Below are 22,475 nucleotides of genomic sequence, written 5' to 3' on the forward strand. Positions count from 1 at the left end.
GGAGTGATCCCGGAACAGCGGGGAGGAGGCACAGGATGGGCAGGACCGACTACTACCGCGATCCTGACGCCCCGGCCCCGAACCTGCTGGTACCCGGTGCCTCGGCGATCGTCACCGACGAGGCCGGCCGCTTGGTCCTGCACCGCAGGAGCGACAACGGTCTGTGGGCGCTGCCCGGCGGCGATATGGAACTGGGGGAGTCCGTGGCCGGTACAGTCGTCCGCGAGGTCAAGGAGGAGACCGGCCTCGACGTCGAGCCGTGGTACGTCGTCGGCGTGTACTCCGACCCCGAGCATGTGTTCGCGTACGACGACGGCCACGTGCGCCAGGAGTACTCGGTCTGTGTGGCATGCCGGCTGATCGGCGGCGAGCTGGCGATCAGCGACGAGTCGACCGAACTCGGCGTGTTCACGGCCGAGGAGGTCGAAGGGCTGGCCATGCACGAACGGATTCGGGTTCGCATCCGCGATTTCCTGGCCGGCGAGCGAGGCGCCGTCCACTAGTTCGCCGCCTCGCCGGATCGCCGCGGGTGTCTCTACGGGTACGGCCTATCAGGTTCCGCCTATCAGGTTTGGTGGGCTGCTTCGCCGTCCTTGCGACCGGCTCGTGCCATCGCAGCGCCTTCGGACGGCTGTCGAGGTTGCTGACTGCGGCGGCGGTGGTAGGACAGGTCCGCTTCGTCTCTGTAGAGGTGGGGTTGGTTCGGTAAGTGCTCTTGCCGTCGCCCGTGGTGTGTAGGGCGTCGGGCGAGGCGGATGAGAGACGGCGCGGTGGCTACGGCTTCCCCGATGGCCACGACCATTTCCCGGTGGCCACGACTTTTCCCGGTGGTCACCTCCCCGGTGGTTGCGACTGTTCGGCGTCGTTTATTCGCGTCGGTGGTAGTTGCCCCACTGCTGCAGCTGCGGGCCGGAGGTGGCGGCTCCGCTGGACACGTCGACGCAGCGTCCACTATGGATCTTCATCAGGTTGTACTGGTTGTTCGTCACGGCGACGGCGCGGAACTGCTGGTCGGTGGCGGTGGGCGCGCAGGCGGGGGGAACGGTTGGTAGACGCCCACCGCCGCTGGATATAACGGACACCGAATCGTTTGTTGGGAGAGTAGCCTAATTGAAGCCTGACGATTGATTGGGAAGGATGGGCACATGGGAACCGTCGCCGATGCTGCCCCCGGGGCCGATGCGGCCGATGCCGCCGATGACCCCGCCGCTGAAGCCGATGCCGATGTCGCCCACGCCGCTGATGCCGATGTCGCCCACGGCGCCGATGCCGCGCTCGTCCGGGCGGCGCGGGCCGGTGACGACAAGGCGCTGGCCGACCTGTTCGCCGGGCACCTGCCGCTGGTGTACAACGTCGTCGGCCGAGCGCTGAACGGTCACCCGGACACCGACGACGTGGTACAGCAGACCATGCTGCACGCCATCCAGGGGTTGCCCGGCCTGCGCGAGCCGGAGCGGTTCCGTGCCTGGCTCATCTCCATCGCGTACCGCCAGGTCCACGACCTCGGCCGGATGCGGGGCACCGCGCTGGTCCGGCAGCGCCCGCTGGACGCCCACGCGGAGGCCGCGCGCCCGGTCGACGACTTCGCCGAGGCGACCATTGTGCGGCTGGGCCTGTTCGGCGAGCGCCGGGAGATGGTCGAGGCGAGCCGGCTGCTCGGCGCCGACGGCCAGCGGGTACTCGCGCTGTGGTGCCAGGAGGTCGCTGGCTCGCTCACCCGTGCCGAGGTCGCCGGCGCACTCGGCCTGAGCGTGGCGCACACCGCCGTGCGTATCCACCGGGTGAAGAGGCAGCTCGACCTGGCCCGCACCGTGTTGCGGGCCTGGCGGGCGATGCCGCGCTGTCCGCGCCTGGACGCGGCGGCACGCGGCTTCCCCGACGGCTTCCCGGGCGGCGTGCCCAGCGGCTTGCCCAGCGGCTTCCCCGGCGGTGACGATCCGGGCCGGCTGCGGCGGCTCGGCCGGCACATCAAGGGCTGCGAGGTGTGCGGCCGAGCCGGACGCGACCTCGTCCCGGTCGAGCGGCTGTTCGCCGGAATCGCCTTCCTACCGGCGCCGCTGCGCTTGTCCGGCAAGCTGTCCGCGCTCCTCGGTGCGGCCGGCCCGACGTCCACGATGCATTCGGCGGGCCGGCCCGGCCCGCGACGCGAACCGGGCCGGCGGGCTGGCTACGGGTACCGGCCGTCGATCAAGCCGTCGACGTACTTCTCCACGTTCGTGTACCCGGTGTGGTCGAAGTCGCCGGTCGCGTCCGCCGCGCTGTTCGGGTTCAGCCCGTGCCGGGTCTCCCAGGAGTCCGGCATGCCGTCGCGGTCGGTGTCGGCCGGCGCGGTACCGCCGCTGATCGTGCCGTACCCGTCGTTGCCCAGGCCGGTCGCCGTCTGGTGGCTCCACAGGTCGCCCGCCGTACCCAGCGACGTGACGTTCCCGATCACGTTGGCGTCCACCTGATCGCGGGGCATCGCGCCGGAGTGCGCTACCACGTTGGCGTACGCGCTCGCCGCGCTGACCGCCGGAATGCCGGCCGTCAGCGGGGACCACGGGCTGGACAGCGCGGTCGCGCCGCCGCCGAGCCCCAGTGCCGAGCCGTTCAGGCTGCCGTCCCGGTTGCTGTCCAGCAGGTTGCCGCTGTTGTAGACGGTCTGGTTGCCCATCTGGTAGTACGCGTTGCCGGCGCTGGTGGTCCGAGGCCCGGTGATGAAGTAGTTGCCGATCACGTCGTGCGTGAAGTGCCCGCTGGAGTTACCGGCGGTGTAGCCGGCCTGGTAGTCGTACACCACGTTGTTGATGTACTCGGTGTTCGCCTTCGCCAGGGGACACCGGTTGTGGGCGTTGGCGAACAGGTTGTTGTACCAGGTGTACGGGCCGGTCTCGGTGTGCGCCGCGAACTGCTGGCCGATCGGGTCCGCGTCGATCGAGTACTGCACCGTGATGTTCGTGGCGCCCACGCTGTCGACGTTGTTCCACTGCGCGAACTCGATGGACACGTGGTCGAAGATCATTTTCGTGGTGTCGAGCAGGTTGATGCCGCTCTTCTCGTTGTCCGGGTCCAGGTCGCCCTGGCGGAACCGCACGTCGCGGACGATGTCGTTGCTCGAGTTGGCGAACGACACCTCGCGGCCCATGATGCCGATCCCGCCACCCGGCGCGGTCTGCCCGGCGATGGTCAGGTTGCTCTTCGCCGAGACCGGCGAGGACAGGTTGATGTACCCGCCGACGTCGAACACGACGATCCGGTTCGAGCCGCTGACCGCGTCCCGGAACGAGCCGGTACCCGAGTCGTTGAGGTTCGTCACGTGGTACACCGTGCCGCCCCGCCCGCCGGTGGCGCTGGCACCGTAGCCCACTGCGCCCGGGAAAGCCACGACCGGCCCGGAGGGAGGCTGAGTCGTGGGTGTCGTCGTCGGTGTCGTGGTCGGTCCGGACGTGGGAGTCGTCCCGGCGACCGGGTTGAACGACCACTGCATGCGGGAGATGTCGGAGCAGGTCTCCTGGACGATCGGGTTGTTGCCGGCGGTGGAGCCGTCCAGATCGCTGACGCACAGGCCGGTGCCGGCGCTGACCACGCGGTACTTGCCGGCCGCCGCGCCGGACGCGGTGAACGTCCACTGCTGGTTGGTCTGGCCGGCCCCGCAACCCCACTGCTGCAACCGCAGGCCGGACGTGCCCGCCCCGGACGGTACGTCGACGCACAGCCCGCTGTTGACGTTGACCAGGTTGTATACGCCGGAACCGACCTGCACCACGCGCCACTGCTGCCGGGTGGCGGACTGCGAGCACGCCGCCTGCTGGAGCAGCGCGCCGCCGGCCGTGGAGCCGGACACCACCTCGACGCACTTGCCGCTGGCACCCGCCGCGAGTTCGTACACGCCGCCGCCCACCGGAGTGCTCGCCGCCGCCGACAGCGCCTGTGACGACAGCGCCTGCGAGGGCAGCGCCGCCGCCACCACCGCGGCCGGTACCGCCACGACCGCGACGGCGACCGCCGCCAGGCTCCACACTCTGGCCCGGGAACGCACCCGGTCTGTTCGAGACCTCGCCTGTCGAGACATCGCCTCATCCTTCTGTCCGCCGACTGTCAACGGCCGCTCCCCGTACGGCCGGAGACCCGCCGCGCTGCGGGCCACACCGCAGTAGACGGTCCGGGGACGGCGCGGATTACCGATAACGGTGCGGAAAGTGGCCGACGGGCCCGACGCGTCTCCGCCGACGGTCAGGCGCGCCGTGACCCACGCCTCCGTCACTCGGGGTTGGTCGGGCGCTGCCGGTGACTGGTCGCGTTGCTGGCTCTCGACCGGACCCGCAGCTGATCGGTGATCGCGATGCCCAGCAGCACGGCCGCGGCGTACGCCGCGACGCCCAGCGGGGGCAGAAACAGGATCACGGGGGGAGCCGCCACGATCAGGAACGCCAGCCAGAAGACCCGGGTCCAGGACCAGCGGTCGAACACCTCGTACTCGAACGTGATCCGGCCGATCATGAACAGCGCGGGACCACCGATGATGACGCCGCCCCACCCCAATGGCGTGTCCCCCGTCGGCCGCGGGATGACCAGGTCGAAACCGGCTGCCATGGTGATCACCCCAGTCACCATGGTCAGGTGGGTGTACGGCGCCCAACGCGCGGACCGCCCGGGGCTGCGTACGGTCACCATCTGCAGGATCGAGCCGGCCCGGTTCACGTAGATCTGCCACAGCACCACGGTGGTGACGAACGCGGTCAGCGCGGCCAGGGTGTGCATCCCGGTGCGCGGCACGCGGCTGTATCCGAGGATCGCGACCAGGATCATGTCGCCCAACGCAAGGATCATGAACTGCTGGTAGCGCTCACCGAGGTGCTCGCCGGCCTGGTCGTACTGCTCCTTGGGTACCCGGCCGATCCACGGCGTCGGGTAGCGGAGGCCGCCGGAGACATAATCCACCGCCAGCGCCACGCCCCACAGGATGAACCGGGTCCGCTCACCGGACAGGCCGCCGATCAACCACGGTACGGAGGTCAGGGAGAACCAGAACAGGAACCGCCCGGCGCGCTGGGCCGCGACGCGCTCGCGCCGGTACAGCACGGACACCAGCAGGACCCCGCGCCCGAGGTGGATGGCCACGTTGGACACCGCGAACACGAGCCCGGACTTCCCGAACGCGTTCGGCGTGGCGACCGCCATCTGGCTGATGCCCAGCATCACGCCGGCCAGCACCACCTGGATCGGCCGTTGCTGAGGATCGTAGAAGTCGGTCACCAGCGCGGTGATGGTCCAGATCCACCAGATGGCCATCAGCGGCAGGATGGCCTTCGCGGCACCGGACCAGGTCGGTTCGCGGCTCAGCGTCAACGAGGTCAGCGCGAGCGCCCCGACGAACACCAGATCGAAGAACAGTTCCAGCAGGGTCGCCCGCTGCGGCCCGCCGCCCGCACCGCGGCGCAGCGGTGGCGGCTCGACGCTGCCCGGTCTCATCGAGCGGCCGGGCGCTCACCGCTGGCATCCGCGCCGTCCCGGTGCGAACGCGGGTCCCGGCGCGGACGGCCGCGCCGGGCGAAGAGCTCGGCCGGACACACATGTCTACCGTCGCAGATCCGCGATCGAGACGTGGGCAACCCTCAGAGGCGGTCGACGGCCTCCGGATGCCCGCGGCGACCCAGCTGCGAGGTTCGGCTGCGAGGTTCGGCTGCCGCTCGGTTGCTACCCCCGCTGCGACACCGCGGCGACTCCGCCGTGACTCGGCTGCGACGCGGCGGCGGCTCTGCGGCGGCTCTGCGGCGGCTCGACAAGATGAGCCATGACTCACTATCGTACGTTCATGAGTCATCACTCACTTTAGGAGGCTTGGTGCCGTGAACCGCACGCCCCGTGACGTGTTCCAGCGGATGCGGCAGGAGTGGATCGGCCTGCCAGCCCAGCTGACCGGCGATCTCTTCGCCGACGACGTGGTCATCGAGACACCGTTCGCCCCGCCGGGTCACCCGACCAGGATCGAGGGCAAGCAGTCGTTCCTCGACTTCGCCAATCCGCGACGCGCGGAGTTCCCGGTCCGCTTCGATGGGTGCCGCACCGTCGCCATCCACGACACCGCCGACCCGGCCACCATCGTCGTGGAGTACGAGCTGACCGGCACCTCGACTCGAACCGACCGGACCGCCACCGCCACCTTCATCGGCGTATTGACCGTTCGTGAGGGCAAAGTCACGCTCTGGCGCGAGTATCAGAACGCCGCGGCGATTCAGCAGGCCCTGGCGTAGCCGGGCGGGGACCGGGGCGCGACGTAGGCTGGTGGTCGAATCCCGCATCGACGATGGAGTACTCATGCGCGCGACCCTCATTCACGGACCCCGCGACATCCGCCTGGAAGACGTCGACGATCCGCGGATCCAGCAACCGACCGACGCGGTGGTGCGGGTCGTGGCCGCGTGCGTGTGTGGCTCGGACCTGTGGCCGTACCGGGGCGTCCGGCGGCTGACCGCGCCGCGGCGCATGGGGCACGAGTTCGTCGGCGTGGTGGAGCAGGTCGGGGCCGAGGTGGCCACCGTGCGCCCGGGTGACTTCGTGATCGCGCCGTTCGTGCTCAGCTGCGGCACCTGCGCCCACTGCCGCAACGGCATCACCACCTCATGCGAGCGCGGCGGGGCCTGGGGTGCGCCCGACCGCGACGGGCTGCTCATCGACGGCGGCCAGGGCGAGTACGCCCGGGTCGCTCTCGCGGACGGGACGCTGGTCGCGGTTCCCGGCACGCCGGATTCGGCGATGGTACGGGGACTGCTGACCCTGTCGGACGTGATGGGCACCGGGCACCACGCGGCGGTCTCCGCGCACGTGCGCCCGGGCAGCACCGTGGCGGTCGTCGGTGACGGCGCGGTCGGCCTGTGCGGGGTCATCGCGGCCAAGCGCCTCGGCGCGCAGCGCATCGTGATGTTCTCCCGGCACGTGGCGCGCCAGAAGCTTGCCATGGACTTCGGCGCCACCGACATCATCGACCAGCGGGGCGCGGACGGCGTGGCCCGGCTGACCGAACTGCTCGGTGGCATCGGCGCGGACGCGGTGCTGGAGTGCGTGGGTACCAAGGAGTCGATGCAGCAGGCCATCGACTCCAACCGCCCGGGCGGGTACGTCGGCTACGTCGGCGTCCCCGCCGGCGGCCCGGAGTTGCCGATCGGGCAGCTGTTCTCCAACAACATCAACGTCGCCGGCGGCGTGGCGCCGGTGCGCACCTACCTGCCGGACCTGCTCGGCGAGGTGTTGGACGGCACGATCGACCCGGGCCGGGTCTTCGACCTGGAATTGCCGCTGTCCGAGGTGGCCGAGGCGTACGCGGCCATGGATGAGCGGCGCGCCATCAAGTCGCTGATCCGCCCCTGACCGATCCGGACGGACGTTCGCCCCAGCTGCGAGGCTACCGGGGCGAACGGTCCGGGCGTCATCGGTAGCCAGCCGGTGTGCCCGCGGAGCGGAGATCGGGTGCCCGGGGGCTGGTCTGGGTCGTGGCGCGGTGCCGGACGCGCCGAGCCGGACTGGCCGAGCCCGACCGGTCGAGACGTGCCGCCCTGATCGGCGGTCACCAGCAGCCCGGCGAGCAGCAGAACGCCGAAGAAGACAACGAACACGCCGCGACCCGTGGCGATCGCGATGACGGCAACCGCCAAGAACAGGAGCGCGCAGGCCGACCTGGTCGGCCCTATGCGCTGCGCTGCCATCGACAGGGCGAGGATCGCCGCCGCCGGCCATACCCAGGGGGTTGGGCGAGCCAGCGCGGCCGCCAGCCGGTTCCGCGATCGCCGCTCGGTGGATCGATCACACACCGGAAGACTGTAGGCGCGGTCCCGGCCGGGATGGGACCATGCCTTCGACATCGGGTCGTCAATGCTGGTTCTGAGCAGCCAGGTCCGGAGGCGTCGGTGGTGGTTCGTCGGGGTCAGCGAGCTGTCGCGAAGTCCGCCGGTCGATGGACTCTGGTCGTGCTTCTCGTGGCCGGCACCCTGAGGAACGGGCCGGGCTACGTGCCCTGGGGCGCTCCGAACCGTCGCGTATCGCGTCCCGCTTGCCCCAGCTGCGGCGACCCCTCCGAATACCTTGGCGACGACAGATACCAGTGCCTCGTGGCGCGGCATCCTTTCGTGGCCAAGCGGTGTCCGGAATGCCGAGGTTGGCTCACCCGTCGGGGCAACGGCGCGTGGTACTGCCTGACTCCGGAAGATCACGGCGGCCCCGCCCGATGACATCGACCGGCGTCTCCGAGACCGCGACGGGCGCGGCATCGATCGGCAAGTACTTCGTTGCCGTGAGTCTGGTGCCGTCCACTGTCCTCACCGCCTACCTGTCGCTGCTCGTGAAGAGCACCCGGCACTCCGGCGTCGAGTTCGTCGCGGCGGTCAGGTCGCTCGACCTCAGGGACGCCGCGATCTTTGGTATCGCCAGCCTGCTCCTCGCGCTGGCCTTCCATCCCCTGCAGTACGCGCTGGTGCAGCTCTTCGAAGGCTACTGGGGGACGTCCAGGCTCGCTGTCCGCCTTGCGGTCGTGGCGATCGGCCGCCATCGCACGAAGAGGGGACAGCTCGACGATGAGTGGAGGCGAGGGGCGGTACGACGGGACGACGCGATCGGGCCGGTCTTTATGGGGCAGGAGGCGAGGCGCCTGCTCAACGGTTACCCGAACGATCCCGGTCGGGTACTGCCGACTCGGCTGGGCAATGTGCTCAGACACTACGAAGGTCTGGCTGGCGCCGCGTACGGCATCGAGTCGATCTCCTCCGCACCGCGTATCGCGATGGTGGCCGAGGAGCGGGAGCTCAACTACCTCGAGAACCAACGGATCCAACTGGAACTGGCGGTCCGCGCCTCGTTCCTGAGTCTAGTGGCGTGTGCCGCGACGGTGATACTGATGTGGCGTCACGGCTCGTGGATGTTGCTCGCCATCGTGCCGTACACGGTCGCGTACCTGTCCTATCGCGGGGCGATAGTCATCGCGCACGAGTACGGCGCCGCACTTGCCACCCTGATCGACCTCAACCGCTTCAAGCTGTACGACCGGCTCCACCTGCCACCGCCGCGAAATCTCGCCGAGGAACGGCAGCGCAACGAGACCCTCATGGAGTTGTTCCGGCTGGATGACATGGAGATGGCGGCGAGGACCGAAGCCTCGCTGGACTACGCCACGCCGACGACCGGCTCCGCGGCGACCCCAGATCCCTCACCCGCTGAGGCGACCGTGCCCGCGGGGCGGGCCACGGGCGAGACGGTGGAGCGGGAAGGCGCCGGGGACGGCGCGGCATAGGTCCGCGACGGCCCCGGGTCTCCGGTCGGCGAGCGCTACTGCAGCATGGCGCAGACCGGTGACAGCAACGCCCAGCCGATCAGCGCCGTGTGCCGGTCGAGTGAGGTGTCCGCGTGGGACAGCGCCCGCGGGTCGTCGCGGATCTCCCACAGCCGCTTCGCGTCGCACCAGGCGATGTCGCGGGCGACCTCCACGGCGCGGTCCTCGTACCAGTCGTCGAACGGGCCGTTGAGCCGGTCGACGACCAGCTGCCAGGTGCTCAGGTAGCCCCGGCGCAGGTGCGGGATCTTCTCGTAGAAGATGTCGTTGACGTGCAGGTAGTCCTGGTGCTGGTCCTCCGACGTGGAGTCGGTGGACAGCAGCGTCCAGGTGCGGATCAGAGCGAACGGCAGGTCGTAGTTCACGTGGGCGTTGACTCCGGCGACCGCGGCCGGCAGCGAGCGCACGTTCGTGTTGTTCAGCTGCCGGCACAGTACCTGCCAGGAATGCGGCGTCTGCGGCGACGACTGCCCCCACAGGCGCATCGCGTTGAGATACCGCTTGGCGAACTCGACGTCGAGCACGGTCAGGAACTCGGAATCGCGGAACGCGCCGTTGTTCAGGTGTTCCAGGACCGTACTGGTGATAGTCCAGTACAGGTGGTTGAACGCGGCGACCGGGTTCTCGTCGTCCTCGGGGGTGGCCTTGTTCAGGAGGACCTGCAGGTCCCCGAGCTGGGCGACGACATCGGCGACGTCCTGCGGGGTCCGAGAGAGCACTTCGGTGATCTCCCCTTGCACCGTTCCCCAGACTGACCCAGACATCGCACTCCTCCCGTTCGTCGCCGGCACTCTCCTTCGCCGGCACTGTCTGCCATGGCCCTGTCCGCCGCTGGCACTGCCCGCGATGGCACGGTCCGCCATGGCACTGTCCGCCACCGCGGCCCATGCCGCAGGATTCCAGCCCGAACCGGCTTCCGGCATCCCGATATCGACCTGTGTCGGAAACCCGAACCGTGTGCGGTCCGGTACCCGACCGGTTCGAATCCACCGGTCACCCGAACCTACGCTCAGTGGCCGCGCCGGCTGCGCTCGTAGATGGCGGTTGCCTGGACCCTGCTGCGGATGCCGAGCTTGTCGAGGATGTGCGAGATGTGCACGCCGACCGTGCGCGGGCTGATGTACAGCTGCTCGCCGATCTCCCGGTTGGTGTCGCCGGCGGCAACCCGGGCGAGCACCTGGAGTTCGCGCTCGGTCAGCCCGGCGAGTTCGCCGGTTCCGGCCGGCTGTGTTCGGGAGGGCTGTGTTCCGGCCGGCTGCGTTCCGGCGTGCTCCGGTGAGGGTGGACGCGTCTCGGTTGCCTGCGTGTTGGGCGGCTGCTGGGTGGGTGGCCGCTGGGTGGGCGACACCGCCGGCTCGTCCAACGACGTCCGGGCGCGGTCGGCCAACTGCCGGATCTCCTCGATGAACGGTCCGGCTCCCAGCCGTACCGCGGTGCGGTACGCGTCGCGCAGCACCCGGGCCGCCTCGGCGTTACGGGTACGCTGCCCGAACAGCGCCTCGGCCTGGCGCAGCCGGGCGTACGCGGCCGGGTACGGGTGGTTGTTGCGCTCCCAGACCGCGGCGGCTCGCTCCCACGCGGCCGGTTCGGACCGCCCCTCGACCCGGCTGATCTCCGCCGCGCACAGCTCCCGGTAGCCGATGACCGTCTCGCGTACCGGCTTGGCGGCCGGAGCGCTGTCGCTGCTGATCCGCTCGGCCACGAGCCGGAGCCGGCGGATCGCGTCCGGGTCGGGTGCGGCCGCCCCGGTGCTGCGCGCTTCGGCCTCCGCGCGCAGCCCGTGCCACACCAGCGGCGCCTGGAGCCACACGTCGTCGGACCGGCTCTCGGCCAGGTCGAGTCCCTGCCGTACCGCCTCCCGGGCCTGGTCCGGACGGCCGCGCCACATCATCAGGCCGGCCCGGAGGGTGAGCAGCGGCAGGACGTGCCGGGCTCCGCCACCGGCGGCCAGCAGGGTGTCGGTCGCCTCCAGGTCGCGCTCGGCGGCGTCCAGGTCGCCGCGGCCGACCCGGATGCGGCAGCGGGCCAGCAGCAGCTCGACGGCCTCCGCGCCGGCTGGCCGGTGCCGCAGCGCCGTGGTGATGATGTTCTCCGCCTCGCTCCACTCGCCGAGCCGGAACAGCCCGTTGGAGGCGACTGCCAGCAACCGGCTGCCGTACGTGCGGCCCAGCCCCAGGCGCTCGACGTAGTCCGCGCCGCGCCGGGCGACCTCCACGCCGTCCTCCAGCTCATTGAGGGGCCCGGTCAGCAACTCGGCCAGGTGCAGGTACGCGCGCGCGATGTCGACCGGGCCGCCGAGCCGTTCCGCGGTCGCCAACGCCTCCCGTACCGTCGCCAGGCCGGCCGCCGGATCGTCGAGGTACGCCTGGCTGAAGCCGAGCACGGCACCGGCGAGTACCAGCGACGAAGCCGGGTCGTCGATGCTCCGCGCCACCTCCAGCGCCCGGGCGGCCCGGCGCCCCGCCTCCGCGTACCGGCCGAGCTGGAGGAGCAGTTCCGCGCTGTGCGCGGCGGCGATCGCGGTGTCCTGCGCGGTGCGCTGGTCGCCGGCCAGTACGCGTTCGTACTCGACCTCGGCCTCGGTCGGCCGACCGAGCGCGGCCAGATACCGGGCCACCCGGATGTGCAGCCGGCTGGGGCTGATGCCCGAGCCGCTGGCCTCCGGACGGCCCAGCAGGGCCAGCGCCTGCTCGTGTTCCCCGCACCGGTGTGCGGCCTCGGCCGCGCGCTGGTACAGCGAGGCCACCGTGATCTCCGCCCGGTCGGTGGTGTTCAGCCCATCGGCCAGCTCCAACGCGTCGGCCCAGTGATCGAACGCCTCGGCGAAGCCGTGCAGCCGTTCGGCCTCCTCGGCAGCCGCGACGGCCGCCCGCAACGCGCGGATCCGCTCGCCGGCCATCCGCCAGTGGTGGGCCAGCCGCGCGTTGCGCATCTGCCCGCCGGGCAGGTCGGACAGCGCCTCGGCGTACCTGCGGTGCCAGCCGGCCCGCTCGCCGGGCAGCAGGCCGGGCTCCAGCACCTCCTTGATGAGCCGGTGCCGGAACCGGTACCCGTCCTCGCCGGCCACCAGGATCCGCTTGTCCACCGCCGTACGGGCGGCCCCGATCAGCGGGTCCTCGGGGAGGTTGACGACCCGCGCCAGCAGCTCGTGCTCGACCGGCTCGACCGCCGCCGCGACCGCGGTGACCACCCGACGCGCCGGTTCCGGTAGCGCGCCGACCCGGGCGAAGACCATTTCCCGCAGCGTGTCGGACAGCTCGACGCGGCCGTCCCGGGCGCCCCGCGCCAGCTCCTCGACGAAGAACGGGTTGCCGCCGCTGCGTACCCACACCAGCTCCAGCGCGACGGGGTCCAGCGGCCGGCCGGCGACGGCGGTGGCCAGCGCCTCGGTCTCGGCCCGGTCCAGCGGCGACAGCTCCAGCACCCGGACCGACCGCAGCCGGCGCAGCTCGGACAGCATCTGGCGGAGCGGATCGGTGCCCAGCACGGTCTCGGTCCGGACCGCGCCGAGCACCAGCAGCCGCACGCCACCGAGACCGGCCAGCAGGTAGAGCAGTAGTTGCCGGGTGCTCCGGTCGGCCCACTGCAGGTCGTCAACGGCCAGGACCAGCACCCGGCCCCCGGCGACCGCGGCCAGCCCGCGCGAGACCCGCTCCAGCAGTGCCCCGGCGCCGTCCGGGCTGATCGCCGTGCCGTCCAGGATCTCCATCAGCTCGTGTACCGCGGCCGACGCAGCAACCGCCGCGGCAACCGATGTCTCGGCCCCACCCGTGTCGGCCCCACCCGGCTCGGCCCTACCCGTGTCGGCCCTAACCGGCTCGGCCGCGTGCCGGCGCAGCGCCTGGCGCAGCGGGTGCAGCGGCGACGCGTCCCCGATGTCCAGGCAGGCGCCCGAGAGCACCACGGCACCGGTGGCGCGCAGCTGGTCGGTCGCGGCGGCCAGCAGGCGGGTCTTGCCCACTCCGCTGTCGCCGAGCAGGAACACGGCGGCGCTGTCCCGGCGCTCGACCTCGTCGAGCGCCTCGCGCAGCACGGTGAGATCCCGGGCGCGGCCGATGAGTGGGACGTCAACCACGTCCACGGACGGTGCAGATTCGGCGAGTGATGTCAATGTCTTCTCTGACGTAAAGAGTGTGAGTTTCCGACATACGTCGTTGTACCGATCCCCGCCGGGCGTGCTGCTGGAAGTGTGAGGTCCATCGACTCGACGAGACCCTGAACCACCGCTCGGCGCAGGAGAGAGCATGAACCTTCGCCCACCACGGAGGACCAGGCGTCGAGCGCGAGCTACCGGCTTCCCGGGTGGCCGCCGGCCGCGCCTGACCGGCCTGGCCGTCGTTCGCGGCTGGGCCCCAGACCGCTGGGCTTCGGACGACGCTGTCCGATTTCTCTCAACTGCTGGTACAACATACCGACATTGTGCCGTCGGTGGCAGCCCCCCGGTACCCCCGCTGATACCGACTGGCCTGGAGGAACGGCGAACAATCACGGTGCTCTTCGTCGACATGGTCGGCTTCACCGGGGTTGCTTCCGCGCTGGACCCGGAGGACGTGCGAGCGCTGCAGTCCGAATACTTCGCGGCCGTCGCCGAGGTGATCCACGGTTGGGACGGCGTCGTCGAGAAGTACATCGGAGACGCGGTGATGGCCGTCTTCGGCGTACCGCGATCGGACGGCTACGACGCGTACCGCGCGGTGCGGGCGGGGATGCGACTGCCCGAGGCGGTTAGCCGGCTGAGGCTGCCCGACGGCCAGCCGGTCCGGGTCCGGGTCGGCATCGCGACCAGCGAGGCGCTGGTCGACCTCGCCGCCGTGGCGACCGGCGGGCAGTGCCTGGTCAGCGGCGACGTCGTCAACGTGGCCGCCCGGCTGCAGACGGCCGCGACGCCGGGTACGGTCGCGGTCACCGCCGGCACCGAACGGGCGACCCGGACACTGGTCCGGTACGAGCGGCTGGGCCCGGCCACCGTCGCCGGCCGGGCCGAGCCGCTCGAGGTCTGGCGGCCGCTCGCCGGTACGGTCTGGGCCGACCCCGCCGACGACACCCCGCTGGTGGGTCGCGCCGCCGAGCTGGCCGTGGCCGCCGACCGCATCGGGTACGCGGTCGGTCAGCGGGTACCCCAGCTCATCTCGATCGCGGCAGCCGCCGGTACCGGGAAGTCCCGGCTGGTACGGGAGCTTCGCCGGCACCCGGGCATCGGCGCCGGCGACGGGGTGCGCTGGCTGATGGGCCGGTGCCTGCCCGGCGAGAGCCTCGACCGCGCGCTCCACGACCTGGTCGAGCGCGGCGTCGAGTTCGCGGTCACCTCCCGGCCGACCGTGCTGGTCATCGAGGATGAGCACTGGGCCGGTCTTCCGGTGGCCCGGTTCCTGCGCCGCGTGCTGGCGACGGCGGCGGAGTGGCGCGCGCCGCTGGCGGTGCTCGTCACGTCCCGTGTGGACGGAACCGGACTGTCCCGTGTGGACGGACTGTCCCGCGTGGACGGACTCTCCCGCGTGGATGGACTCTCCCGCGTGGATGGGGCCGGACCGTCCCGTGTGGACGGACGCTCCCGCGTGGATGAGTCCGGGCTGTCCTGTGTGGACAGAGGTACTTGCATGGGTGGGCGCGGACTGTCCCGCGTGGCCGGACCTTCCCGCGCGGATGGATCCGCGCTTTCCCGCACCGCGATGGAGTCCGATGCCGTTTCGCGCGGCGCTGCTGTCCGCGGCGCTGTTGTCCGTGACTCGGCTGTCCGCGGCGCTGCGGTTCGCGATGCCAGGTCGCGCGACGTGCTTGCCAGCGACGCCGGTGCGGCACCGGAGCGGCGGGGAGAGCCAGGTGCCGGGCTGGCGCCGGACTGCCGGATCGAGTTCGGCGCGCTCACCGACGCCGAGACCGGTCGGCTGCTGCCTCACCTGCTGCGCCGGGCCGGCCTGCCGGTCGCGCTCGCCGGCCGGCTTCTCCCGCTCGTGCGCGGCAACCCGGGGTACGCCGAAGCATATGTGCAACTGGTCGCCGAGCGCGGCACGCCCGACCGGTACGCCGAGCTGCCGGTACCCGAGCCGGTGCGGGCTGCCGTGGCCGCCCGGCTCGACCGCCTCCCCGCCGACGAGCGCCGGGCGGTGCTGGCCGCCGCCATACTCGGCAGCACCGTACCGGTCGAGGCGCTGGCGTACCTGCTGGGCCGCCGGGCCGGCGAGGCGCACGCGCTGCTGCGCCGGCCGCTGCGCTCCGGCCTGCTGACCGCGTCACACGTGCCGGGCGGTGGCTCCGGGTACGCGTTCGTGGACCCGGCCGTGCGGGCGGTGGCGTACGCCCGGCTGCCGCGCCGGGAGCGGATCGAACACCATCGCCGGGCCGCCGAGTGGTGGGACGGCCGGCCCGGCGACCGGCGCCACGCCGCCACCGGGCGGGTCCGGCACTGGCTGGCGGTGCTCGACCTGTCCCGCCGGCTGCGCCGGAACGCCGGGCGGTACCGCCGCCCGGTCCTGCGGGCGATCGCCGACGCCACCACCTGCCGTGCGCATCCGCGGGCCGCGACCGGGCGAGGGGGCCGGTCTGCTGTCCGCGGGGGTGGTGGCTGCCGCCGTACCGGGGGGCGGTACGGCGGCGCGATCCCCGTCGGCGCGGTCTCCGGTCGGGCTCTGCGCCTGAGCGGGGCGGCCCGGCCGCCGCCCGGGCGGCCGGTCGACGGTTTGTCGACGCGCTCCGACGCAGCGGCCAGTACGGGGAACGAGGAGGACGCGCGGATGAGTGGCCACGATGGGGCCGGAACCACGGACGCCGGAACGACGGACGGCGCCCTAATGGATGGTGCCCGGACGACGGATGGCGCCCCGACGACAGATGGCGCCCCGACGACGGATGGTGCCCCGACGACGGATGGCGCACTAACGGAGGGTGCCCTGACGACGGAGGGTGCCGCCCGCAGCCCGTTCGCCGACATCGACCGGAACTCGCCGGAATTCGTCGAGATCCTGCTGTCGGCGCTGGAGGCGATGGCGGTGCATCCGGCGATCCAGCGGGTACGCCGGGTGGCGTGGGAGGCATGGAATCCGGCGCCGGGGGAGCGGCTGCTCGACGCCGGCTGTGGGGCCGGCGAGGTCGCCCGGCAGCTGGCCGGCGAGGTCGCACCGGGTGAGGTGGTCGCGCTGGACCGGTCATCGGTGACCGTGGCCGCGGCGGCCGGCAGGCACGACGGCAGCCGGGTCAGTTACGTCGAGGGGGACGTGTCCGCGCTCGACTTTCCGGACGCCCACTTCGACGGGGTGCGCTGTGAACGGGTGCTGCAGCATGTTCCGGATCCGGACCGCGCGGTGGCGGAACTGGTCCGGGTCACCAAGCCGGGCGGGCGGGTCTGCCTGGTGGACACCGACTGGGAGTCGATGACCGTCGACGGGCTGCCGGACGATCTGGTCGCCGCGCTCAAGACGCACCTGTACGGCCGGGTGATGTCCGACCGGTGCAGCATCGGCCGGACGCTCTGGCGGCGGCTGACCCGCGCGGGTGCGGTGGACCTGCACGCGGTACCGGTCACCTGTCACTTCGCCACCCCGGTCGCCTCGACGTCGGTGCTGCCGATGTTCGACCGGCAACTCGCGGGGCGGATCGGGATGATTCCCGACGACATGTATGACCCGTGGTTCGCCTCCGTCGACGCGGCCGCCGCGCGGGGCGAGTTCCTTGCCGCGCTGACTATCTGGGTCGTCGTGGGCACCCGACCCAGCTGAGCGCGGGTCACGGGACGGAAGCGGCTACCGGACGGGAGCGGTCGACGCGCGGACCTCCAGCCGGGTGGCGAGTTCGACGTGGTGCGACGCCACGGGCTCTCCGGCGCGCAGTCGCATGAGTGTCCGTACCGCGAGTTCCCCCATCTCCTTCAGCGGTTGGTGCACCGTCGTCAGCGGTGGTGAGGTGGATGCCGCGGCGTACGTGTCGTCGAAGCCGACCACGCTGAGATCCTCCGGTACCCGCAGCCCGGCGAGCCGCGCGGCCTCCATGACGCCGAACGCGATCTGGTCGGAGCCGGCGAATATCGCCGTCGGCCGCTCCGGCCGGCCCAGCCAGGTCGACGCCTCCCGGACACCGGTGTCGTAGCTGAACCAGCCCATCGCCTCGATCGGGTCGTAGATCCCGGCCCGGTCCAGGGCTGCCCGGTACCCGTGCCGCCGCGCCACGGAACAGGCCAGCGTCAGCGGCCCGCTGATGTGGCCGATGCGGCGGTGCCCCAGCTTCAACAGGTGGTCGGTGGCGGCGACACCTCCGGTGAAGTTCGTCGAACCGATGCTGGTGAACTCCGCACTCGGCAGGTTGACCGTGTCGATGACCACCATGGGCAGGCCCGCCTCGCGGAAGCGGGCGATCTGCTCCGAGGTGAGTACCGACGTGACGATGATGATGCCGTCGCGGCCCGAGGCGCTGACCCGCCTGGCCCACTCGCGCGGAGTGTCGCCGGTGTGCCGCTTCGGGATCACGGTGACGCCCTCGCCGAGGCCGGCGTCGGCGGCACCGTTGATGATTTCGGCCGCGTAGGGATTGAGCAGGTCGTCGAACACGATCTCGACGAACCGCTCTTCGCTGCGCGCCCGGCCGGCGACCGGCACGTACCGCAGGTCGCGGATGGCCTGCTCCACCTTCGCCCGAGTGGCCGCGGACACGTCGAGGCGGCCGTTCAGCACCTTGGAGACGGTGGGCATGCTGACCCCGGCCGCCGACGCGACCGTGGCCAGCGTGGGGCGGCGGGCCGAGGTCGAAATGTTTTCGGATGCGTCGCTGGCCACGGGATCTCCTGTCCGTCGACGTGATGTGCCTAGCTTGCGGTAATTGACCTGGGTGGACAAGGCTTGGGTGGGATTCCGGACCGGCGGAGCCATCGGATCGGGCGAAGGATCCGAAACATTTTGCACGCGTACGCCCGTCTATCTGCTTATTGACGCTGTCCGCCGCCGGGTCATAAGGTTCGCGCTATCGACAAGCGTCGCTGCCTCTGTCGGAAACATTTTCGACTAAGGGGCGCACGCCAAGGGACGCACATGGATGACAGCAGGCCCATCGAGACGCCGGTCACGCGGCTCGCCGATTTCGGTCACCGTGCCGGGCGCGTCGCGCTGACCTTCGACGACGGGCCGCAGCCACCGTGGACCGGCGAGGTCCTGGACATTCTCGAAGACACCGGATGCCCGGCGACGTTCTTCGTTCTCGGCTCGCAGATTCGCGGCAACGAGCGGACGCTGCGCCGGATGACCGACCTGGGTTGCGCGGTCGAGGTCCACGCCTGGGACCACATCCGGATGACCGAGCAGGACCCGGAGCAGCGGCGGCGCGACATCGACCGCACCCGCGCGCTGATCCGGGAGGTCACCGGCCACGAGCCGACCGCCGTGCGGCCGCCGGACGGGCGGGTCAGCGTCGCCGTGCTGGACGCGATCCGGGCCGCCGGTCTGATCCCCGCGTTCTGGAGCGTGCATGCCCGGGACTGGACGCGGCCGGGAGTCGAGGCGATCGAGAGCGGCGTCAGCTCCGCGCTGGCCGACGGCGCGGTGGTACTCCTGCACGACGGTGGTGGCGACCGTTCCCAGACGGTCGCCGCGCTGCCCCGCGTCATCAAGGCCATCAGGGACCTGGGCCTGCGCGCCGTGAGCCTGACGCCGGTGACTGCGTCGCAGACGGTGTCGCCGGCGGTGTCGCCAGGGGTGTCGCCGACGGTGTCGCCGGCTTCCGCCGCGACCGACGAATGAGCGTGTCGCCGCCCCTTTCGTGCACTCGTTGCAGATAGTGAACGCGCGGCTATCCGGAAGCGGCGCTCAAGAGGAACATGATGGCGATCAGAACAGCGGCGAACATTTCGGACGGCTTGGCCCGCCATGTCGGATTGCACCCGGGAATCGTGGGCAGATCGAAGGGAGCGATCACGATGGACACAGCGGGGCAGGTCAGGCGGCAGAAACCGGCCACCGCCGCCCGGATGTACGACTACTACCTGGGCGGCATCCACAACTTCCCCGCGGACCGGGAGGCGGCCGATCGGGTGATGGAGCAGTTCCCGATGTTCCCGGTGATCGCCCAAGCCAACCGCAGGTTCCTGGGGCGTGCCGTGGAGTTCCTGGTCGGCGCCGGCATACGCCAGTTCCTCGACATCGGCTCCGGCATCCCCACCGAGGGCAACGTCCACGAGATCGCCCAGCTGGCGGCGCCAGACTCCCGAGTGGTCTACGTCGACACCGATCCGGTCGCCGTCGCCGAGAGCCTGGAACTGCTGGAGCACAACGAGCTGGCCACCGCGATCCGCGGGGACCTGCGCGAACCGCGGGCGATCCTCGACCATCCGCGGCTGACGAAGCTGCTGGACTTCGACCAGCCGGTCGGCCTGCTGCTGGCCGCGGTGCTGCACTTCCTGTCCGACGACGCCGAGGCGTACGACTGCGTCGGCCAACTGGTCGACGTGCTGCCGGAGGGCAGCTACCTGGTGATCTCCGCCGCGGCCGCGGAGAGCTTCGCACCCGCCGGCAAGCAGACCCAGGCGGTCATCGACGTGTACCGGCAGCGGACCACGACCTCGGCCGCGTCCCGGAACCACGACGAGATCCAACGGTTCTTCGGCGACCTCGAACTGGTCAAGCCGGGGCTGGTGTGGCTGCACCAGTGGCCCGACCCGACCGCCTCGTCGGAATTCGACGACGACCCCTCGCGCAGCGGTGAGTGGGCCGGGGTCGCGGTGAAGCGGTAGGCCATGTCTCGAAGTACCTGGCCGGCCTGCGGCGGATCCAGACGACGACCGGCGGCGTTGTCGTTTCGTCCGGATACAACACCGGTATCCGGACGAAACGACGCCTTGCCGGACGGCCGCCTGGACCTCGCCTCGGCTCGACCGAGCACTTCGAGACACGGCCTAGCCGCGGGTTCGCGCCTCGTTCAGGCGGACGGGTTCGAGCCGGCCGGTTCGGGTTCGTTCGGCCGGCGGCCGATGAGCCGATCCGATCCGGCACAGACCAGCGTCGCGACCACGACGAAGCCGACCGCCGCGCGAAGCAGCCGGGTTTCCGCGTAGGCCGCCGGCGAGGCCAGTCCGGCGCCGGCCGCCACCGCGCCGGAGAGCAGCGCGGCGACCAGCTGCATGAGCCAGGTCCGCCGGACCGCGGCGGGACGGGCGGTGACCGGTAGCCGGCCGGCGACCTCGCGCAGGGTACCGATGGCCGCGACGACGATCACCAGGGTGCCCGCGACGGCGGCCACCTTCCACGAACCGAAGCCCAGCTCGTACCGGATGGCCAGTGCCGGTACCAGGAACAGGCCCAACCACCAGGACAGTCCAGTGTCGAGGGTGTCCAGTCCGGAGCCGACCGGCCGGTCCAGCGGCCGGCGGCGCAGCCGGGTCGCGGTGAACCGGGCGCCGGCGAGCACCGCGACCGCCACGGCGGCCCCGAGCAGGTGGGATCCCGCCCGGCCGAGGCTGTAGAGCAGGACCGTGTCGTACATGGCCAGGACCAGGTACCCGAGTGCGGCCGCCGAAGCGGCGAATGCCATCAGCTCGCTCGCGGTACGCGGAGCACCGGCGCCCACCGGTGCCGAACGGCCGCGGTTCAGCAACGGGAGCAGGATCGCGCACAGGATCCCGGAGATCCCGCGCAGCACCAGGTCCTGCACCCGGTACGGAGTGGGCAGCGCCCACTCGATGAGGCTGAAGGTGACCGTGTACGCGACGCTGGCCAGCCCGAGTACGGCGGGCGTGGCCAGTTGCCGGTACCGGCGGGGATCCAGCCAGTTCACCACGGTCAGGTACGACAGCAGCCCAAACGGCAGCTCCAGCAACGACGGTATCCGCAACGCGGTGACCGACAACAGCTGCGCGGCGGGGAAGTGGTTGGCGAGCGCGACCACCAGCCGGTTGTGGTCGGCGAGCGCGAACCAGCCGTCCGGCACGTCGGCGGCGAGGTCGGACAGGTCCCCGTGCCGGATCCGCAGCGCGTACACGTTGAAGAGCACCTGGTTGACGACGATCGCCAGGATCACCGCGGCGAGCCACCAACCGGGCCGGTGCCGTCTGAGGGCCCGCTGGCTACTCGCCTGTTGGCTGTCGGCCTGCTCGCTGCCGGGCGCGCTCGCTGCCGGATCGGGTTCCGGGTCGCGGTGCAGCGACCGCCAGGTCACCGACAGGCCGAGCAGTACCGTGAGAAGTACGGTCGCGTGCAGGGCCAGCGCTGTGCCGGTCACCGCGGAGTCACATCGATCGATCCGCCGACCACGAGCATGATCTCCACCGACATGTCCGGACACTTTACCGGCCACGCGCAAATGCCCGGGGGCGCCGCGGATCCGGATGCGGAACGCCGAGCACGGCCGGGTGGCGAGCCCGGGACGAGCGCGGCCGGGTGGTCAGCCCGAGGCGAGCGGGCGGGGATCGGCCCGCGTCGGGCGCGGGCCGGCGGTCAGCCCGCCGAGGCGTTCGAGACCTGGACGGGGCAGGTGTCGCCGGGCGCCACGGTCAGCTCGTAGTGCCACATCTCGTTGGTGTAAACCTGGCACAGGCCGTAGTCGTTGCCGTGCTGGCTGAGCCAGCTGTCCGCGTCGGTGGGCCCGACGTCCACCGCCTTGCCGGACACGTGTGTCGACTTATCCGGCGTGTTGACCCATTTGCGGGCTTCCTGCTCGCTGCCGTACGTGACGATGGCCTGGTCCAGCAGTGCCTTCTGCAGCCGCTTGCTGCGCCAGCCACTGTCGATCACCATGGTCACGCCGTCCCCGGCGGCGTCCTTCGCGGCCTGCTGGATCGCCGTACGCAGGGCGGGGTCGAGCTTGCCGATGGCCGGGACGCTGTCGTCGAACGGCGACACCGACTGCCCGTCCGGAATGTACCCGTCAGCGGCGGTCAGTCCGCCGTCCGCCCGGGCGGGACTGCCCGTGATGGCCGACCGTGCCCGGTTCGCCGCGGCACAGCCGCCCGCACCGGCGGCGAGCGCCGCGACGGCGGCGAGGGCACCGGCCGCGCGCCAGAGTCGGGTCGATCGTGATGGCTGGGAACGCATGGCAATCCTTCCGGTCGGGTCGGGCCGGCGCCCGATCTCCCGACCGCCATCTCAGGGGAGCGCGTGTTGTGGCGGCGTTCACGGATCAGCACACAATTTCGCAACACGGCCGGTGCCTAGACTGGATGATCAGGCGAGTGACCAGGCGAAATGGCCGGGTGAAGTGGCTGGGT

At 71.3% G+C, this 22,475-nt stretch carries 15 protein-coding genes and 1 pseudogene; 8 read left to right on the forward strand and 8 right to left on the reverse strand.

The window, feature by feature from the left end:
* Nucleotides 1–35: 35 nt before the first annotated feature.
* The gene (locus tag Raf01_RS34605; RefSeq protein WP_203922305.1) at nt 36–503 is read left to right on the forward strand and encodes an NUDIX domain-containing protein; all 468 of its coding nucleotides are present in this window, start codon (nt 36–38) and stop codon (nt 501–503) included.
* Nucleotides 504–866: 363 nt separating this feature from the next.
* Here Raf01_RS34605 and Raf01_RS34610 read toward each other — a convergent pair whose 3' ends face one another.
* Entirely contained in the window at nt 867–1,082 is a 216-nt protein-coding gene (locus tag Raf01_RS34610; RefSeq protein ID WP_203922306.1) for an RICIN domain-containing protein, read from the reverse strand.
* 63 nt (nt 1,083–1,145) lie between these two features.
* Here Raf01_RS34610 and Raf01_RS49990 point away from each other — a divergent pair, with 63 nt between their 5' ends.
* Nucleotides 1,146–2,450 (forward strand): RNA polymerase sigma factor, encoded by a 1,305-nt coding sequence (locus Raf01_RS49990; RefSeq protein ID WP_239134201.1) that lies wholly within the window; start codon nt 1,146–1,148, stop codon nt 2,448–2,450.
* 1,001 nt (nt 2,451–3,451) lie between these two features.
* Here the strand turns inward: Raf01_RS49990 and Raf01_RS49995 are convergent.
* Together Raf01_RS49995 and Raf01_RS34620 are read right to left on the reverse strand one after the other, a co-directional pair.
* Nucleotides 3,452–4,051 (reverse strand): annotated as a pseudogene (locus Raf01_RS49995) (RICIN domain-containing protein); the annotation flags it as partial.
* A 188-nt stretch (nt 4,052–4,239) separates the two neighbouring features.
* Complete coding sequence (locus Raf01_RS34620; protein ID WP_203922308.1) at nt 4,240–5,451, reverse strand: low temperature requirement protein A; 1,212 nt, start codon at nt 5,449–5,451, stop codon at nt 4,240–4,242.
* 377 nt (nt 5,452–5,828) lie between these two features.
* Between Raf01_RS34620 and Raf01_RS34625 the strand changes: the two genes are divergently transcribed.
* From Raf01_RS34625 to Raf01_RS34635, 3 genes are all read left to right on the forward strand, one after another.
* Nucleotides 5,829–6,233 carry a nuclear transport factor 2 family protein gene (locus Raf01_RS34625; protein WP_239134202.1) on the forward strand — a complete coding sequence of 135 codons (405 nt, stop codon included), beginning with the start codon at nt 5,829–5,831 and terminating at the stop codon, nt 6,231–6,233.
* Nucleotides 6,234–6,297: 64 nt separating this feature from the next.
* Complete coding sequence (locus tag Raf01_RS34630) at nt 6,298–7,347, forward strand: zinc-dependent alcohol dehydrogenase family protein (RefSeq protein WP_203922309.1); 1,050 nt, start codon at nt 6,298–6,300, stop codon at nt 7,345–7,347.
* Between the two features lie 853 nt (nt 7,348–8,200).
* Nucleotides 8,201–9,259: a hypothetical protein gene (locus Raf01_RS34635; protein WP_203922310.1), complete on the forward strand. Its 1,059-nt coding sequence runs from the start codon at nt 8,201–8,203 to the stop codon at nt 9,257–9,259.
* Nucleotides 9,260–9,294: 35 nt separating this feature from the next.
* Here the strand turns inward: Raf01_RS34635 and Raf01_RS34640 are convergent, their stop codons facing one another.
* Together Raf01_RS34640 and Raf01_RS34645 are read right to left on the reverse strand one after the other, a co-directional pair.
* Nucleotides 9,295–10,017 carry a DUF5995 family protein gene (locus Raf01_RS34640; RefSeq protein WP_239134203.1) on the reverse strand — a complete coding sequence of 241 codons (723 nt, stop codon included), beginning with the start codon at nt 10,015–10,017 and terminating at the stop codon, nt 9,295–9,297.
* Between the two features lie 290 nt (nt 10,018–10,307).
* Nucleotides 10,308–13,373, reverse strand: coding sequence for a LuxR family transcriptional regulator (locus tag Raf01_RS34645; protein WP_239134204.1), 3,066 nt, complete (start codon nt 13,371–13,373; stop codon nt 10,308–10,310).
* Between the two features lie 169 nt (nt 13,374–13,542).
* On the opposite strand from Raf01_RS34645, the gene Raf01_RS34650 reads away from it, so the two are divergent.
* Complete coding sequence (locus Raf01_RS34650) at nt 13,543–17,010, forward strand: methyltransferase domain-containing protein (protein ID WP_275413115.1); 3,468 nt, start codon at nt 13,543–13,545, stop codon at nt 17,008–17,010.
* 24 nt (nt 17,011–17,034) lie between these two features.
* Here Raf01_RS34650 and Raf01_RS34655 read toward each other — a convergent pair whose 3' ends face one another.
* Nucleotides 17,035–18,060 carry a LacI family DNA-binding transcriptional regulator gene (locus tag Raf01_RS34655; protein WP_239134205.1) on the reverse strand — a complete coding sequence of 342 codons (1,026 nt, stop codon included), beginning with the start codon at nt 18,058–18,060 and terminating at the stop codon, nt 17,035–17,037.
* Between the two features lie 252 nt (nt 18,061–18,312).
* Here Raf01_RS34655 and Raf01_RS34660 point away from each other — a divergent pair, with 252 nt between their 5' ends.
* Both Raf01_RS34660 and Raf01_RS34665 read left to right on the forward strand, forming a co-directional pair.
* Complete coding sequence (locus tag Raf01_RS34660; protein WP_203922315.1) at nt 18,313–19,017, forward strand: polysaccharide deacetylase family protein; 705 nt, start codon at nt 18,313–18,315, stop codon at nt 19,015–19,017.
* Between the two features lie 176 nt (nt 19,018–19,193).
* On the forward strand, nt 19,194–20,006 hold the full coding sequence (locus Raf01_RS34665) for an SAM-dependent methyltransferase (protein WP_203922316.1): 813 nt from the start codon (nt 19,194–19,196) through the stop codon (nt 20,004–20,006).
* 185 nt (nt 20,007–20,191) lie between these two features.
* On the opposite strand, the gene Raf01_RS34670 is transcribed toward Raf01_RS34665, so the two are convergent.
* Together Raf01_RS34670 and Raf01_RS34675 are read right to left on the reverse strand one after the other, a co-directional pair.
* Nucleotides 20,192–21,490 carry a hypothetical protein gene (locus Raf01_RS34670; RefSeq protein WP_203922317.1) on the reverse strand — a complete coding sequence of 433 codons (1,299 nt, stop codon included), beginning with the start codon at nt 21,488–21,490 and terminating at the stop codon, nt 20,192–20,194.
* Between the two features lie 215 nt (nt 21,491–21,705).
* The gene (locus tag Raf01_RS34675) at nt 21,706–22,302 is read right to left on the reverse strand and encodes a M15 family metallopeptidase (RefSeq protein ID WP_203922318.1); all 597 of its coding nucleotides are present in this window, start codon (nt 22,300–22,302) and stop codon (nt 21,706–21,708) included.
* Nucleotides 22,303–22,475: the final 173 nt, after the last annotated feature.

This window comes from Rugosimonospora africana, assembly GCF_016862975.1.
In the GTDB taxonomy this organism is placed as follows: domain Bacteria; phylum Actinomycetota; class Actinomycetes; order Mycobacteriales; family Micromonosporaceae; genus Rugosimonospora; species Rugosimonospora africana.